General features: G+C 49.8%; 17 protein-coding genes. 10 read left to right on the forward strand and 7 right to left on the reverse strand.

All coding sequences use genetic code 11. The features are described from left to right. Positions 1-314: 314 nt before the first annotated feature. The 3 genes from htpX (at position 315) to OEY64_00015 (ending at position 4,271) form a co-directional block, all read left to right on the forward strand. Positions 315-1,148, forward strand: coding sequence for a zinc metalloprotease HtpX (htpX, locus tag OEY64_00005; GenBank protein MDH5541326.1), 834 nt, complete (start codon positions 315-317; stop codon positions 1,146-1,148). Between the two features lie 157 nt (positions 1,149-1,305). Beyond that, complete coding sequence (locus OEY64_00010) at positions 1,306-2,799, forward strand: hypothetical protein (GenBank protein MDH5541327.1); 1,494 nt, start codon at positions 1,306-1,308, stop codon at positions 2,797-2,799. 65 nt (positions 2,800-2,864) lie between these two features. Next, positions 2,865-4,271: a tetratricopeptide repeat protein gene (locus OEY64_00015; protein ID MDH5541328.1), complete on the forward strand. Its 1,407-nt coding sequence runs from the start codon at positions 2,865-2,867 to the stop codon at positions 4,269-4,271. 9 nt (positions 4,272-4,280) lie between these two features. On the opposite strand, the gene OEY64_00020 is transcribed toward OEY64_00015, so the two are convergent. The 5 genes from OEY64_00020 to gcvT form a co-directional block, all read right to left on the reverse strand. Further along, the gene (locus OEY64_00020) at positions 4,281-5,087 is read right to left on the reverse strand and encodes a hypothetical protein (GenBank protein MDH5541329.1); all 807 of its coding nucleotides are present in this window, start codon (positions 5,085-5,087) and stop codon (positions 4,281-4,283) included. 279 nt (positions 5,088-5,366) lie between these two features. Next, the gene (gene gcvPB, locus OEY64_00025) at positions 5,367-6,842 is read right to left on the reverse strand and encodes an aminomethyl-transferring glycine dehydrogenase subunit GcvPB (protein MDH5541330.1); all 1,476 of its coding nucleotides are present in this window, start codon (positions 6,840-6,842) and stop codon (positions 5,367-5,369) included. Between the two features lies 1 nt (position 6,843). Next, complete coding sequence (gene gcvPA, locus OEY64_00030) at positions 6,844-8,184, reverse strand: aminomethyl-transferring glycine dehydrogenase subunit GcvPA (protein MDH5541331.1); 1,341 nt, start codon at positions 8,182-8,184, stop codon at positions 6,844-6,846. Positions 8,185-8,254: 70 nt separating this feature from the next. Beyond that, the gene (gcvH, locus tag OEY64_00035) at positions 8,255-8,638 is read right to left on the reverse strand and encodes a glycine cleavage system protein GcvH (protein MDH5541332.1); all 384 of its coding nucleotides are present in this window, start codon (positions 8,636-8,638) and stop codon (positions 8,255-8,257) included. A 9-nt stretch (positions 8,639-8,647) separates the two neighbouring features. Then, a complete protein-coding gene (gene gcvT / locus OEY64_00040; GenBank protein ID MDH5541333.1) occupies positions 8,648-9,739 on the reverse strand; it encodes a glycine cleavage system aminomethyltransferase GcvT in 1,092 nt (363 codons plus the stop codon). Positions 9,740-9,957: 218 nt separating this feature from the next. Here gcvT and OEY64_00045 point away from each other — a divergent pair, with 218 nt between their 5' ends. Continuing rightward, positions 9,958-10,542, forward strand: a complete 585-nt coding sequence (locus OEY64_00045) for a hypothetical protein (protein ID MDH5541334.1) — start codon at positions 9,958-9,960, stop codon at positions 10,540-10,542. 24 nt (positions 10,543-10,566) lie between these two features. Here OEY64_00045 and OEY64_00050 read toward each other — a convergent pair whose 3' ends face one another. After that, positions 10,567-10,980 carry a secondary thiamine-phosphate synthase enzyme YjbQ gene (locus tag OEY64_00050; GenBank protein ID MDH5541335.1) on the reverse strand — a complete coding sequence of 138 codons (414 nt, stop codon included), beginning with the start codon at positions 10,978-10,980 and terminating at the stop codon, positions 10,567-10,569. Positions 10,981-11,201: 221 nt separating this feature from the next. Between OEY64_00050 and OEY64_00055 the strand changes: the two genes are divergently transcribed. From OEY64_00055 to OEY64_00080, 6 genes are all read left to right on the forward strand, one after another. Continuing rightward, positions 11,202-11,501: a DUF721 domain-containing protein gene (locus tag OEY64_00055; GenBank protein ID MDH5541336.1), complete on the forward strand. Its 300-nt coding sequence runs from the start codon at positions 11,202-11,204 to the stop codon at positions 11,499-11,501. Positions 11,502-11,524: 23 nt separating this feature from the next. Then, a complete protein-coding gene (locus OEY64_00060; GenBank protein ID MDH5541337.1) occupies positions 11,525-13,285 on the forward strand; it encodes a tetratricopeptide repeat protein in 1,761 nt (586 codons plus the stop codon). A gap of 76 nt (positions 13,286-13,361) precedes the next feature. Beyond that, positions 13,362-14,117: a hypothetical protein gene (locus OEY64_00065; protein MDH5541338.1), complete on the forward strand. Its 756-nt coding sequence runs from the start codon at positions 13,362-13,364 to the stop codon at positions 14,115-14,117. A 144-nt stretch (positions 14,118-14,261) separates the two neighbouring features. Next, the gene (locus OEY64_00070) at positions 14,262-14,606 is read left to right on the forward strand and encodes a cytochrome c (GenBank protein ID MDH5541339.1); all 345 of its coding nucleotides are present in this window, start codon (positions 14,262-14,264) and stop codon (positions 14,604-14,606) included. Between the two features lie 74 nt (positions 14,607-14,680). After that, a complete protein-coding gene (locus tag OEY64_00075) occupies positions 14,681-15,073 on the forward strand; it encodes a cytochrome c (protein MDH5541340.1) in 393 nt (130 codons plus the stop codon). A 21-nt stretch (positions 15,074-15,094) separates the two neighbouring features. Beyond that, positions 15,095-15,589 (forward strand): metallophosphoesterase, encoded by a 495-nt coding sequence (locus OEY64_00080; protein MDH5541341.1) that lies wholly within the window; start codon positions 15,095-15,097, stop codon positions 15,587-15,589. 66 nt (positions 15,590-15,655) lie between these two features. On the opposite strand, the gene OEY64_00085 is transcribed toward OEY64_00080, so the two are convergent. Beyond that, positions 15,656-16,123, reverse strand: coding sequence for a hypothetical protein (locus OEY64_00085; GenBank protein MDH5541342.1), 468 nt, complete (start codon positions 16,121-16,123; stop codon positions 15,656-15,658). Between the last annotated feature and the right edge of the window lie 78 nt (positions 16,124-16,201).

Raw genomic sequence — 16,201 nt, forward strand, 5'->3', positions numbered from 1 at the left:
AAAAGCTGGCGTTACGTAGCCGAGAAGATAGACGAAATCCATAAGCGAGATCTCGCTGTCCAGAATCAGTTCCGATAGAAAGTGTATCTTTTCCAGGAAGAGGATCGACATCACGATGGTGATGCCAACCAGGAAAACATAAAATACTTCCTTGAAAATATACCTGTCCAATATGTTGATTCGCACCATAAGTTGCGATTTTACAATACATTTACGCGGCATGACATTTTTAAATAGGGGGGCGCTTGACTTATCCCCCGGCGGTTTTATTTATTCATATAGAAACAACAACTTTTGGAGGAAGAAGAGCATCGATGAATACGATTAAAACGACGCTGTTGCTAGGCGGGTTGACGCTACTGCTGGTTTATGGAGGCGCCGCTCTTGGCGGAGAGCAGGGGATGATTTTCGCATTTATCTTCGCCGTAGCGATGAATTTCGGCGCCTACTTCTTCAGCGACAAGATAGTTTTGAAAATGTACGGCGCGCGTGAAGTGAGCGAAAGGGAGTATCCGCGTCTCGTTCAGACAGTACGGGAGATAGTAAGGAGGGCAAACCTTCCGATGCCGAAGGTCTACCTTGTCCCATCCTCCCAGCCGAACGCTTTTGCCACCGGCAGGAACCCGGAACATGCCGCCATTGCCGTGACTGAAGGGATACTTTCACTCCTTGACGAGGAAGAAATGGCGGGCGTGCTGGCGCACGAACTGGCGCATGTAAACAACCGGGATATTCTTATTGGCACCGTAGCCGCGACAATCGCCGGAGCCGTCAGCATGCTGGCAAACATGGCGCAGTGGGCGCTCATCTTCGGTGGAGGGAGGAGCAATGAGCGGAGCGGACACCCCGCAGTTATGATAGTAATGATGATAGTCGCGCCGATAGCGGCGATGCTGATACAGATGGCGATTTCAAGGACAAGGGAGTACCAGGCGGACGCGACAGCCGCCGCGCTGATAGGGAGCGGCCTTCCGCTGGCGCGCGCTCTTTCGAAACTCCAGAAGGGGGCGGAAAGAATTCCTATGGACGCCGAGCCCGCAACCGCCCATATGTTTATAGTCAATCCGCTGAGCGGCAGTGGGATGATGTCCCTCTTTAGCACCCACCCGCCGATAGAAGATCGAATTGCCAGATTGACCGGCCGGTAGACGGCGGATATTTCCGGCGCTCAACACACTCCCGCCAGAGGGGTGATATTCTTCGTGCCGGGGAGAGTCACGACGGTAAATATCGCCTATTTAGTTTCCGGTTTGGTAGAGTAATACTGTATCGGCATTCTGGAAATATTTGGGGAAGGGTTGTCCGTTGGCTGGTGAAAAAGAGAATCCGAAGGATAAAGAGAAGGTAGTAATTGTCGTTGAATATAATCCCCAGGCAAAGATCATACTTCGCAGGGCTCTTGGAAACCTTACCGGCAATTCGGACAGCATACGTTTTCTGAAAAATATCTTCGACGCCATCGAGGAGATGAAGGCGGTTTCCGCGTCCGGAAAAGTCCCGGATCTCCTTGTCACCGACATTTTCTTTTCCGAGGAGATAAATATCTTCCGCCTGATACGCGAAATGGAAGAGACTCCGGTTTTATGGAACACCCCGGTGCTTGTGTTTACGAACGAGGCGGATGAAAGGATGTTCAACCGCATACGGAAGGACGCCGTCCATATTCCATTGCGCATCGCGCCGAAGACAAATGACAGCGCCGCAATTGCGAAGATATGCAGAGGGCTTCTGGACTTCAAGGAGGAGAACAGGTATTTCCTTGAGGTCGAAGCGAGCATCAATTCGTATGTAGAGCAGGGGCGGGTTTCGCTTGTTGACGCCGCGATAAAAAAAATCGACAAGTACGCGAATAAATATACTCTTGCCTTTCCCCCAGCCAAGGTGAACCTCCTTAAAGGGGAGGTATGCTTCGGCATGTGGAAAAAAAAGAGAGATGAGTACGACTCCCTCGCGGAAGAAATGGAAAAAAATCCGAACTCTTCAGGCGGAAAGGGGTGGGAGAAGAAGCTGGAGGAGGTAGCGGCTGATATGGAACGGCTGATATCGGATGCGGAAAAGTATTTCCTCGAAGCTCACGGGGCCTATCCCCGGTTCTGGGCCGTTACATATTCGCTCTACACGCTATACATGGAGCAGAGAAAGATAAAGCAGGCGAAGGGATATCTTGTCGAACTTATAGAGATATTTCCGGAACAGACCGAGTATTACCACCGCATGGGCAAACTCAACGAGCTTGAGGGGGACTATACGAGCGCGGTGAAGAATTATCTCGCGGCGGCGCGCAACGCGTGGGAGGAGGGGATCGCCGGATACGATCTCGGGGAGATAATGGACATTGTGAACCGCTCGATCGATTCGACGAAGAAGATGCTGAAAAAAATGGGGCTCGCGAAAATTTCGATGAAAGAGCATGAGGTTGGCTCGGAGGAGTTCCTCATCATGAACGTGCTGAAGAAGAATAACGCGCAGATTAGGGGTGCGCTGGTGCAGATGACAAAAAAGATACCCGATGACGCGGAGCTGTTCAACAAGATAGGGATAACATACCGCAGAACGGGGAACGGAAACCTCGCGGCCGAGATGTACAAGAAAGCGGTTCTGCTCGCGCCTGAAAACCACCGCATAAGGATCAATTACTCCGCGGCGCTGGCGCTCTGCGGCTCCTGGGGGCTTGCCAAAAAGGAGGCAGAGACCGCGAAAGGGCTCGACAAGGAGAGAGAGGATGACGCCTCGATAGATGCCCTGCTGGATGTGATCTCAAGCGAAGACATGGATGCTCTCGAAAAGATCCTCGTGTAGGGCGCGAGCGGGGCGCAATGGCGTATAAATAGCCGGCGTTGAGCCGGTGTTGCGGCGGGAAACCGATGGGAAAAATTGTCAGCAGTCCGATAATCGTTATTGAATGGCTCCCGCAGTCCCGGGTTATCATCGGGCGCGCGGCTGACCGTCTCGCCAGGGGTGCGGGGCAGATGATCGTATATCCGAAAATAAAACCTGCTTTGGAGGATCTAAAAAAAATCGTTTCATCCGGCGGCGACATTGCGCTGGTAATCTCGGATCTTTATCTGAATGACAGCGTTAACATCTTTTCGCTTATCCGGGAGATGGAGGCGGATCCAGTGTTTTGGAACATTCCGCTCCTCGCTTACACAAACCTTGCCAGCCTGAATATCTTCAACTGGGTGAGAAAGGATATTATCCACCTCCCTTTTCGGATGATCCCTAAAACGATAGATGAGGGGAGCATCGTGCGTGCATGCACGAGCCTTATGCAGTTCAAATCGGAACATCTTAGCTATCTTGAACTGGAGAAGAGAATCGACGCGATGGTGGAAAAGGGGGATGTCGCCCTGGCTCCAGAGATCATCGGGATGCTTGAAAAGGGGGCGATGGAGTATCCGAATGTTCTGCACAGGGCCAAGGCTGAATATCTGAAAGGGATGTCGTTGTACGGGATTTGGAAAAGGCGCGTTGAAGCGGGCGAAGGGGCAGGGAGCGCCGAAGCTGAAATTCGCAAAAAGGCGCTCGCGTATTTCCTCTCGGCCCATAAGCTCTACCCAAAACACTGGAAACTTCTCTTTGCGCTTTATAGCTGGTATCTGGATGATAAAAATCCCGATGCCGCAAGGGTATATCTGGAGGAACTGGTAAAACTATTTCCGGAGCATAGCGAGTATCGCCTCCTTCTTGGGCAACTTCAGGAAGGGAAGGGGGAGTTAACGGAAGCGAACAGGAGTTACTATCTTGCCGGAAAGAATATAGAAAACGAAGGGATTGGGAATTTCGATGAAAAATTCGTGATGAGTGTCGTAGATGCCTCTCTGAACTTGGCGAAAAGAACCCTTTCGGGCCTGAACCGCACGAAGATAGATTCAAGGGGTTTTGGAAAGGAGACGGCTGAGTATGAGAGCATGAAGATACTGCAGAAGAATAACGCCCTTGTAAGGGGGGCACTGTTGCGCATGGCGGAGATCAATGACAAGGATCCGGAACTTTTCAACAAGATAGGGATCACATACAGGAGGATAGGCCAGTACAGGCTTGCGCTTGAGATGTACCGCAGAGCGCTTAACAGGGAGAGTGGAAACAGCAGGATCAGGATCAATTACGCGGCGGCTCTTGCGCTCACCGGCGAGTGGCAAAGGGCGGAGGAGGAGATCAGGATTGCCGGCGAGAAGGATGAAACCGGCGAAGATGCGGAAACTGTCAGGATGCTGTCTGAAATCATAGCCTCAAGGGAAGGGGAAAAGCTGGAGAAGATACTGGTTTGATTTTTCGGCTTATCCGCCGAAATCATACTTCAGTGCCAGCTTAATTGTGTCGTCAGATATCTCGTACACTTCGTAGGTATAAACGTCAAATCCTCTATCGAGTAAAAGCATGTATTCCTTCTCCTCAAATGTGAATACGTCCCACAATTTTTTTGAATAGAGTCCGTATTTCGGATCTATTGATTCTATTTTATCTGCAGGGGAATATACCTTCCCGTCTCTTACTATCCCGAACCCGTAGAAAAACTTTCTCGGCCCCTTTCTGTCCTCGACGAGAAATTCGCCCGATTTTTTTTCTATCTTGTTGTAGAAATAAAATAGAAAAACCCCTCTTTTTGTGGTGCAGACACTGTTCAGGAAAATCTGCTTTGAAACATCTTTAAACGCATCGTTTGCGGCCTTTGCCTTGAATTCAACCAGTGTCTGCATATCCCTGTTCGTGACATTGGTATATTTTTCGAGAGAAAATTTCATTTGGGCCATTAATTTGAATAGGAATATCCCGTCATTAAAAGCGACATATTCATGAGCTATTACAGGCCATATATCGCTCATCATCAGGAAATCGTTGCACTCCGTTTTCCCCAGTTCCTTGAATTGATGTTCCGGCAGGTTGTCATATAGATCATGTTTTTCAAGATAGTTTTTGGAGATATAATCCTTCAGCCCTTTGGCCTGGCAAACATCCAGCTGAAAAGCCGATATCGTCAGGAGAAAAAGGAAGATTTTAGGAACGAGATTAGAGCGGTTTCGCCGAAAAGATTGAAAAGCAGTGGGTGGACATGATTGCTTTAATATAAACTGAACACTATTCACAAAGTAATCCCTCAAATAAATAAAATTCTCGAATTTAAAAGCCGAATATTTCCGGTTTTATTAAGCTTGATACGATATCCATCGTGTGGGGAGTTATATCATGTTCAACATTATGGACATGTAGAGGCAAGTACAATGATGATTCACCGGAAAATCCTAATCCTATTACATCTGTAAGGTTAAATAGGGCATCGTTGTGTAACATAATATAACTATCATAGCTTAAGATTCCAAAAAAAGGAAATTTTACCGATTTTCAGGTCAATATTTGGCGGAACGTTATTTTGAAAATCTGAGGTCCGGTTCGCGGGCGGCTTTGGTTTCGTCCAGCCGTGTGACTTTCGGCAGTCTAGGGGAGTTTTTCAGTGAATCGGGGTTCGTTTTCGCAGTTTCGGCGATATCGATCATCGCGGATATGAAGGCATCAAGCGTTTCTCTTGATTCGCTTTCGGTCGGTTCTATCATCATCGCTCCTTTGACAATCAGCGGAAAGTAGATAGTCGGCGGATGGTACCCGCGGTCAATCAACGCCTTGGCGATATCAAGCGTTGTGACGCCGTATTCATTTTGCAGGGTGTCGGATAATACCGATTCGTGCATGCACTTCGTATCGTACGGGATGTGGTAATGGTTTTTCAGTTTGGCGCGGACGTAATTGGCGTTCAGTACCGCCGCCTCGGATATCTCTTTTAAACCTTCGGCTCCCATGGTGAGGATGTATGTGTATGTCTTTACCAGCACGCCGAAATTTCCGAAGAACGAATGGAGCGCGCCAACCGATTTCGGGGATTTCCAATCCAGCGAATAGGCATCTTTTTTCTTCACGACGCGTGGCGACGGAAGATATGGAGCGAGATTTTTTTTCACAAGGCATGGCCCGGAGCCCGGCCCGCCGCCGCCGTGAGGCGTTCCGAATGTTTTATGGAGGTTGACGTGGCATACGTCTATTCCCATATCGCCGAACCTTGCCTGCCCAAGGATAGCGTTCAGATTCGCGCCATCGGAGTATACAAGCCCCCCTTTCGAATGAACTATCTGGCAAATCTCCTGAATGTTCTTTTCGAAGAGGCCGAGCGTGTTGGGATTGGTCAGCATTATCGCGGCGACATCTTCATCCATAAGTTTTTTCAGGTCGTTTACGTCTATCAGCCCATCCGGTCCGGAATGGAGAAGAACCGGCTCGTAATCGCAAAGTGCGGCGCTTGCCGGGTTGGTGCCGTGGGATGAATCGGGGAGTATCACCTTCTTCCTGGGGTTTCCTCTCTCTTCGTGATAGGCGCGAATTGTAAGGAGACCGCAGAGTTCCCCCTGGGCACCGGCGGCAGGCTGCAGCGTTGCGGCATCCATACCGGTGATCTCGCAGAGCATCTTTTCCAGTTCATATGCAAGCTGAAGCGCGCCCTGCGTCGTTCGGTCATCCTGCAGGGGATGCAGGCCGCGGAAGCCGTCGAGTGAAGCGGTAGCCTCATTCAGTTTTGGATTATATTTCATGGTGCATGAGCCTAGCGGATAGAAGCCGCTGTCGATGCCGAAGTTCCATTGGGACAGCCGCGTGAAATGCCTTACAACCTCCGGCTCGGAGCACTCCGGCATTCCGTCAATTTCGCCTCGAAGGAGTTTTGCGCCGATAAGTTTTTCGGCGTCGGCGTCCTTGAAACCGTGGTCGGGTATGTCGCAGCCTATTCTCCCCGGTTTCCCCTTTTCGAAGATCAGCGGTTCGTCGAAGATCAGGCCCGAGATACCTTCGCGTTTCATCCTAGCCCTCCAGCCCTTTTACAAGATTGGCTATCTGTTCCTTCGTTGTCAGTTCCGTTACTGCCAGGAGCATCATCTTTTTGGAGACAGGATAAAAGCGGGAAAGATCAAGGCCGCCGGTTATCCCTTTTTTGGCAAGCTTTTCGTTTACCTTGTCCGCGTCCCTTTTCAGCTCAACTACCACCTCGTTAAAAAATGGATGTTTAAACGGCATCTTTATCTTCTTTGATTTTGAGAGAACCCTTTCGAACTCCGCTCCGGCGTTGAAGTTCGCCTTTGCCATGTCGGCAAATCCTCTCTTGCCAAGAAGCGAGAGGTAGATGGTACTCCTTAGCGCGCAGAGAGCCTGGTTCGTGCAGATGTTGGACGTCGCTTTTTCGCGGCGTATATGCTGTTCCCTTGCCGCCAGGGTAAGGACGAAACCGCTCCGCCCCTCCGCGTCGGTCGTCCTTCCGCAGAGCCGCCCCGGCATCTGTCTCATGTATTTCTGTTTTGTCGCAAAGAGACCGAGGTATGGCCCGCCGAACGATTGGGGAAGGCCGAGCGACTGCCCTTCGCCTACCACTATGTCGGCGCCGAATTCGCCGGGTGATTTAAGGAGGCCGAGCGACATCGCTTCCGCCACCCCCACGATGAACATAATATTTTTTTCGCGGCAGACCTTTCCGATCGATTCCAGGTCTTCAATACAGCCGAAAAAGTTCGGCGACTGCACAATAACCGCCGCGGTATCGCTTGAAACGGCTTCAAGTATTCTTTTTGGGTCGACCCTTCCGTACGCATCGTCTTTCATCTCTTTCAGGCTTATATCCCGATTTTTCGTAAAGGTGGCGGTGATTTCACGCCAGCGGGGGTGGATGAGGTTTGAAAGTATTATCTCGTTTTTCTTTGTGATCCTAGTCGCCATCAGAGCGGCTTCCGCGAGGGCGCTTCCGCCATCGTACATTGAGGCGTTGGCTATCTCCATGCCGAGAAGGTTGCAGACGTACGATTGGAATTCGTAGATCGCCTGGAGCGTTCCCTGGCTGATCTCGGGCTGATACGGCGTGTATGCCGAGTACCATTCCGAGCGGGAGGTGAGGTGGTCGACCGCGCTCGGGATAAAGTGGTTGTATGAACCTGCGCCGAGAAACGTCCCTCCAGCCGATGCCGGGATGTTCATGGCGGCCAGATCCTTTAGCTGGTTCAAGGTTTTTTCTTCGGAAGAGCCTCCCGGTATTTTCAGGCGGTTTTTGCTTCTTACTGCGGGAGGGATCGTGCTGAAAAGGTCGTCGATCGATTTAGCGCCGACGGCGCCGAGCATTTCCTCCCTGTCTTCGGATGTAAGGGGTATGTATCTCATCAAGGTTTAAACGGGAAGGCAGCCAGCCTGAATTACTTGGATGTTTTTCCGCCCCCGACGGTAATTCCGTTTAAAGGGATTTGACATACTCTTCGTAATCGCTTGAGGAGAGGAGGTCGTCAAGTTCGCTTTCGTCGTAAACCTCTATCTTGATCATCCATCCTTCATCGAATGGAGAGTTGTTCACCAGTTCCGGTTCGTCTTCTAGGCCGTTATTTATCTCTACTACCTTGCCGGTTATAGGGGCATAGAGGTCCGAAACAGATTTGACCGATTCAACCACGCCGAACGGTTCGCCGGCCTTCACCTCGCTACCCACTTCAGGGAGTTCGACAAAGACAACGTCGCCAAGAGCGTCCTGGGCATAATCAGTGATGCCGACGATTACCATCCCTTCGCTCTCTATTACCCATTCATGTTCTTTTGTGTATTTTAGATTATCTGGATATTCCATAGCTGACTCCTATTGCCTATAAACTCCGGTATTAATAAACGGCATCTTCACTATTTTGGCGGGAACCTTTTTTCCTCTTATCTCAACGGCTATGCTGTCGCCCGAAGAGAGAAACTCCTTCCCTTGCCTCGAAATATATCCTATCCCAATCGGTTTTTGCAAAGAAGGGGAAAATGTACCGCTTGTGACGATACCAGCGCTCTCTTCCCCGATGTAGATGGGGAATCCTTCCCTCGGGACGGCTCTCCCCTCGATCTCGAAGCCTATTCTCTTCTTTTCCCGCTTTTTATCACTAATCGAAGATTTTCCAACAAACTCGGTTTCCCCCTTTTTTACCGCCCACTTTAACCCGGCGGTTACCGGGTCGATATCGTCGGACAGTTCATGTCCATATAGCGGGTATCCCGCCTCAATTCGGAGGAGGTCCCTCACAGCCAGGCCGCAAGGAGCGATCCCCTCTTCTTTTCCAGCTTCCAAAAGAGCGTCCCAAAGGGCTTCAACCTTGTCGGGGATCAATATCTCGAAACCGTCTTCACCGGTATAGCCTGTTCGTGAAATTGTCACGGGAACACCTTCAAAGATGCCTCCGGTGAAGCCGTAGTATTTCAGCTTTTCGTCGAAGGGGATCACTCTTTGCAATATTTCAGCCGACTTCGGCCCCTGCAAGGCGAGTAGCGAGTAGCTGTCAGAGATGTTTTCCACGGTTACTTCCTCTTCGGAAGAGAGGCTTTTTATCCATTCAAAATCTTTATCGGAGTTGGAGGCGTTGACTATTAAAAGAAACTCTTCTTCATTGACACAGCAGACAAGGAGGTCGTCGATGGTACCGCCATCCTCGTTCAGCAACAGGGAGTAGATCACATCTCCCGGTTTTATGGATGACAGGTCGTTTGTCAGTATCCAGTTCAGGAATTCCCGCGCGTCCTCCCCCTTCACGGAGATCTCCCCCATGTGCGATACATCGAAGAGGCCGGCATGTTCCCGCACCGAAGCATGTTCCTTTATTACGCCAGCGTACTGGAGCGGCATCTGCCATCCGGCAAACTCGACCATTTTGGCCCCTGCCTGAACATGCTTTTCAAATAGCGCTGTCTTTTTCATCTTTCTCCGGTTGGTTAATTCGAGGTGATACTCTAAAAGGAAGAGTAGTCTAAGGCAAGCACGTAATGAATAATATTTTCCCTGCCTCTCTAGCTGTCCATTCAAATGGCAAACGGTTATAATGATGGCATGAAGTGAAGCGGCTCCTGCCGGTTTTTCCGCTTTGATCTCCGGTGTCTCGGTAAGAATTTATATAAATACTGAAGGAGGCAAAATTCGTGAATGCGCAAATCAACGCGATCTATCAGAAAATGAAAAATCTTGAAGAAGAGCTTGAGGGCGAATTGATTCAGGCGAGGGAGAAGCTGAATTACAGGATCGAAGGGAAAAGAATACTTTTTGAAAATAGCGTAGCCGCCTACCATCGAAGTCTTCGAAAAACGGCTTACAGGTATTTCAGGGACGCGCACCTCGGGCATTTATTTACGGCGCCCGTGATCTATTCGATGATCTTTCCGATAGCACTGATCGATCTGACAGCAACTCTCTACCAATCCATCTGTTTCCCGGTCTACGGAATAGGAAAGGTGCCGAGGTCGGAGTACATGGTTATAGACCGCCATAAACTCCTATACCTGAATATATTTGAAAAGCTCAACTGCGTTTATTGCGGGTACGCCAATGGCGTATTCGGTTATGTCCTGGAGATAGGCGGAGCCACTGAGAGCTACTGGTGCCCTATAAAGCATGCCCGTAGAGTAAAAAGACCGCACCCCTTCTATCACCGTTTTATAGATTATGGAGACGCGGAAGGTTTCCGCGAAAGGATGTCGAGACTGCGGAGAGGTATTTTCGATTTCTAGTTGCTGTCAGTTACCTGCGGTTTTCTATTCCCCCATGACCTTTATGATCACCCTCTTTTTGCGCTGGCCGTCGAACTCGGCGTAATAGACCCTCTGCCACGGTCCGAAGTCAAGTTTGCCGTCTGTAACGGGGAGGATCACCTGGTGATGCACCAACAGGGATTTCAGGTGCGCGTCGCCGTTCGTCTCGCCAGTCCTGTGGTGCATGTAATTGCTTTTGAATGGGGCAAGATCTTCCAGCCATTCGTCGATATCCTGCAACAGGCCCGATTCGTGGTCGTTTACCCATACCCCGGCGGTAATGTGCATGGCGGATACCAGTATCATCCCTTCCGTTATTCCGCTTTTTTTAAGGAGAGATTCAACCTTGTCCGTAATGTCGATATATTCCCTTTTCTTGGAGGTGTTGAACCAGATATGCTCTGTTTGAAATTTCATATTTCCCCGTCCTTTCGCTATGTTTTTTTCGATTATATGGTTTTCCGGCAATCGCTACAATTTATTGATTTCACCCGGTGGATATTGATGGTGCCCGCAATTTCCAGTCTCTTCGGATCGTGGTAATAAAGGAGGGAGCGGATTGGGCAAATTCATTGCTTGGGCCTCCCGTAAATGTTCTAATAATAGAAGGAGTTGTGGATCAATGTTGGAGGCTAATTATGATTCCGCTTAAGGATATTCTCGTGAGCGCCTTGAAATCGGTCAATCTTGAAACTGTCGGCGAATTTGCGCAGATAGAATCGGGATGGAACGAGATAGTAGGGGAGAACCTTTCCAAGGTGGCGCGCCCGGGCAGCCTTAATGATAGAATATTAACAGTGGATGTTTTCGACCCTGCTTTTATGGAGCCGATGGAATATTCAAGGCTAAGGATTCTGCAAAGGATCTCCGAAAAGGGAGGGAGCAGGATAGTCAAGGACATCAGGCTGAGATACAAGGATCGAAAGGATGATAAATGAGAACGGGAATTGGAGAAGAAGGGATGAAGCGTAAAATACCCATGAGATTATTGCTGTCTCTGGCTATTGTTGCCGCTGCTCTCTTTTCACCAGCCTGCGCCAGCACAGGCAAGGTGCAAGAAGCCAAAAAAATTCCGATGAACAGGGAGATCACCCCTGAATTTACCCGGATGACCGCGAGGGCTAATTACCATTTCCTAAAGGCTGAGATGGAACTGCGCGAAAACAAGATCAAGGAAGCGCTTGAAGATTACAGGAAAGTCCTGAATTTCGACAAGGATGCTCTGCCGGTATACCTTGAGATAAGCAGGATACTCCTCCGGATGGGGGATTATAAGGAAGCAACCGAAATGGCCCAGAAGGGGCTGGAGCATGACCCCGAATACCTCCCTCTGCACGCGGTACTGGGGGGGATCTATTCCAGCGCGCAGGATTACGACAGGGCGCTGATCCACTTCCGCAAGGTTGTCGATATGGATCCGGAGAGAACAGACATCAGGCTTTACCTCGCGATTAATTTCATGGAGACAAAGGATTTCAAGAAGGCCGAAAAGGAGCTTCTCGCCCTTTTGAAATATGAACCGGAGAACAGTCTGGGGGTATTCTACCTTGCAAGGGTTTATGTCTCGATGGAGCGGTTCGACAAGGCGGAAGGTTATCTGAAGGATTCGATACGCAGGTATCCCGATTTCATGAAATCGTACGAAACGCTAGGGTGGGTTTATCTAATCCAGAAGAAATACGACCTCGCCTCCGAAATTTACGAAAAATATCTCGATATAAATCCGGGTGACGAAGAGATAAGGGAGAAGCTGGCGAATATCTACCTTTTGAAGAAGTCATACGGTCAGGCGCTCGACATGTACGAACAGCTTGAGGAAAACACGCCGGGTACGGTCGACCTTGCCCTCAAAATGGGAATCCTCCATTTCCAGCAGAAGGAGTATGACAAGGCGCTCGAAAAATTCCAGCTAATTAAACTGAAAGATCCCGCAAACGAAGTTGCGCCATACTATATTGCAAGGATCTATGAAGAGATGGAGATGTATGAAACCTCCATTGAGGAGTGGGAGAAGCTTGCCACTACCGCCGGGGAGAAGGATAGCGTCGACATATTCGTTCACATAGGTTCCATTTATGAAAAGATGGGGGATCTTGCGAAAACCGAGACGATGCTCCTAAAGGCTATTGCGCTGAAGAAGGAGGATCCCGACCTCTACTACATGCTTGGTGTGATCCAGGTGAAAAAGGAGGAGTACGCGGACGCGATAGGAAACATCAAGAAGGCGGTCGAGCTGGAGCCGGACAGGGACGATTTTGTTTTTTACCTCGGTGCGACTTATGAAAAGGTGAAGGATTTCCAGAAAAGCATCGAGGCGATGAAGAAGACGATAGAAATAAATCCGCAACATAGCGACGCTCTGAATTACATAGGTTATCTGTACGCAGAACATGACATGGATCTGGACGAGGCGCTCGGCTACCTGAGGCGGGCGCTGAAACTGGAGCCAAACAACGGCTACTATCTCGACAGCCTCGGCTGGATCTATTACAAGCAGGGTAAGTACAGTAAGGCGCTGAAGGTCCTTTTGCAGGCCGCTGGTACAGTGGAGAAGGGGGACGCCACCATTTTGGAACATCTCGGCGACACGCACTTTGCCATGAAGCAGTACAAGGAGGCGGCTGAGGCGTATGAAGGCTCGCTGAAGGTGAAGGACGATCCCTCCGTGAAAAAGAAACAGCAGAAGGTTCTTGGGTTTATCAAGGGGGGCGGCGGTAAATAGCCTGCAATCGCTTGCCACAGTTCCAGGTTTCACCCCTTCCAATTTCTGAAATCAATTAATTGACGAGCAACAACCAATGAAAACTTTCGCGCCATCTACCGGACTTCTGATGAACCGGGCAGAGACCATCTGCCGCATTTCTTCCTTTCTCCTCTTAATAATGCTGGCGGTTTCTTCATGTGCTACTTCTCCTGCGAAGGATCAGGCGCCCGAAGGATCGGCAATGACGGTATTGCTTGAGAAGAATCGATATGTACAATCCGTAAAGATGTCCGGCAGTGTCTCTCTTAAGAACATGAATCTTCCGGTAGATTCCCGCGCGACTATTCTCTTTAAAAGGCCCAATTCATTTCGCGTAACTTTTTTCGATCCGATAGGTACCGCCTGGTTCCTGGCGGTGTCGAACAGTGAAGAGTTAGGACTGTTCATCCCGTCCGAAGGGAGAAAGGAGATCTGGCCGAGCGGGTCCGAAAAGGGATTGGTGAAGATAGGCCCTCTGAAGATATCCAAGGCCGATTTTCTAAGGTTCATATACCCCGGTCTGGAAGAGCGATGGCTCTGGCAAGGGGGCTCGGCAATGAGGGGGGAGATCCTTTGGGTAAATTTTCCGGAGGCTGAATATAAACTCCGGTTCGACGCTGAGAAGCGGCTGTCAAGAGTGGAGATTACCAGGGAGGGCTCGGCAGACATCTCGGTCTCATATACCTATCGTCCTGATGGCGGCCTTTCGGTCGAGCTTGGAAGTCTTGTGAAATTCGAGTTTGAAAAGATTGAGATCGTTGAAGATATTCCGGCGAATCTGTTCAAAATACCCTCTGCCGCCGCGGGATAACGGCACCACCGGTTTTTGGATGGGTATACGCCGCCATCATTTAACTTGACAATAATTGCGGGTTTTAATACTATCCATTCCGCGTATTGTCTTAACAATATTTTTTTGAGGAGGTTAGTTTTTATGATGTTTAGGGGAATTTTTGTGGCAGTTGTAGCCGCTATATTTGTTACTTTCCTTGCTGGCGCGGCATCGGCCGATGCAGGCGCGGGCGAAAAGGTGTTCCAGGCAAAATGCAAAGCTTGCCACGCCATAACAGACAAGAAAGTGCTTGGACCGGGGCTTGCCGGCACAATGAAAATGCACTCGGAAGAGTGGATGAAAGCTTGGCTTGCCGACCCGCAGAAGACCTGGGAAGACGGCAGCGCTGAAACCAAGGAGCTTATCGACAGGGTAAAGGGAAAGAAAAAGACCAAGATGAAGATCAAGGGTGGCGGACTTAAAGGCGCCGAACTCACAGACGTTATTGATTATATGAAGACCCTTTAATTTTTCAAAAGTCAGAACGGGGAGATGCGGCTTGCCGCGTCTCCCTTTTTTTTTAGTTGCGAGGAGCTCATGCCATGAGGTGGTGGATCGTTTTTCTGTTTGTTGCCGGATCGGCCTTCGGCTGTTCGGGAGAATCGATTACCGCCAGCACCGGCTCCGGGATAGGCCCCAGCGGCAAATCTCTCTTCTTCAGCCGCACCAAGGGGGGATGTTCGGTCTGTCACAAGGTAGCCGATAAAAAACTTGTCGGTCCCGGTCTTGAGCATGTTTCCAAACTCCACAGCAGGGAGTGGCTTGTTCAATGGGTAACCGATCCCGCCAAAGTCTGGGAGGAGAACAGCATGGAAACCGTCGGCATGAAAAAGAGGCTCAACAAAAACAGCCAGGCCGTTACCGCGATGAAAATCATGAATCCGCTTACCAAAGAAGAGATCGAGGCTATCGTCGACTACCTGATGACCCTCTGACAGGCGAAACTGAGCAAGCATATGAAGGTCGGCGTAATCTCCGATTCCCACGACAACGTGCCGGCCGTAAATGCCGCTGTAGATATTCTCAACAGGGAAAAGGTAGATGCGGTGATCCACTGCGGAGATTTCGTGGCCCCCTTCTCGCTCCTTCCGTTTCGAAACCTTGAATGCGGTCTTTTCTATGCCGTTTTCGGCAATAACGACGGGGAAAAAACCGGGTTGATGAAAGTCGCATCGGATAACGGCTGGCAACTCTCACAAGGGCCTTTTGAATTCGAACTGGGGGGTAGGAAAGTTGCCGTCATGCACGAGCCTTTTCATCTGAATGATGTATTAACCCGGAATCCCGATATCGCGCTGTTCGGACATACCCACAGATATGAGAGCAGGAGGGAGGCCGGAACGCTCCTGTTGAATCCGGGGGAGTCGGGGGGATGGCTTACAGGCCGGCAGACCTGCGCGATCCTCGATACCGGCCTGCTGGAAGCCAGGGTAATTGAAATTAACGGGTAAGATTATCCGGCAGAGTCTGCCTCTGCCGGAATGATGTTTGAAAATCTGCCGTTTTGAACCGGGATATCAATCCCTGAAGACGTCATGGCATCCTACACAGCCTCTAAGGATTTTAGCTGTTTTGGTCTGCAATTCCTTCATTGTCGCCGTTGTGGCGCTGTTTGCCACCTCAAGCGCCGTGTCATGCACCTGTTTGTCCATCTCTGGAGCTACTTTCTTCACGATGTCCGCGTTCTTCTTGATATATGGATCAAGACCCCCTTTAGGGTTGGGGTGATGCGCAATGCCGTGCGCCCCTTCCATTATCATCAGCCGGTTGTTTGTAAGGATTCCGGAATTTATCCTGTCTATGCTGGCAGCGAGATCCTGCATCACTTCTTTTAGCGTGAACTCCACGGCTTTTTGATTTTTATCGGGGGCGTTGTGCATATGGTTTGCCGAATCGTGCGAATGTTCAGCGGCGCCTGCCGAAATTCCCGTTATAGCAATGGTGAGAAAAATTGAATAAACTGTCAATATCCTTTTTGGTCCCATCTTAGTCTCCTGTAAAGTTTGTTTTTTCGCGATGATGCAATCGATACATTTTCCATCACCGGGGGAAGTTCGGCAATG

The sequence above is a fragment of the Nitrospinota bacterium genome, assembly GCA_029881495.1.
Lineage (GTDB): Bacteria > Nitrospinota_A > UBA7883 > JACRGQ01 > JACRGQ01 > JAOUMJ01.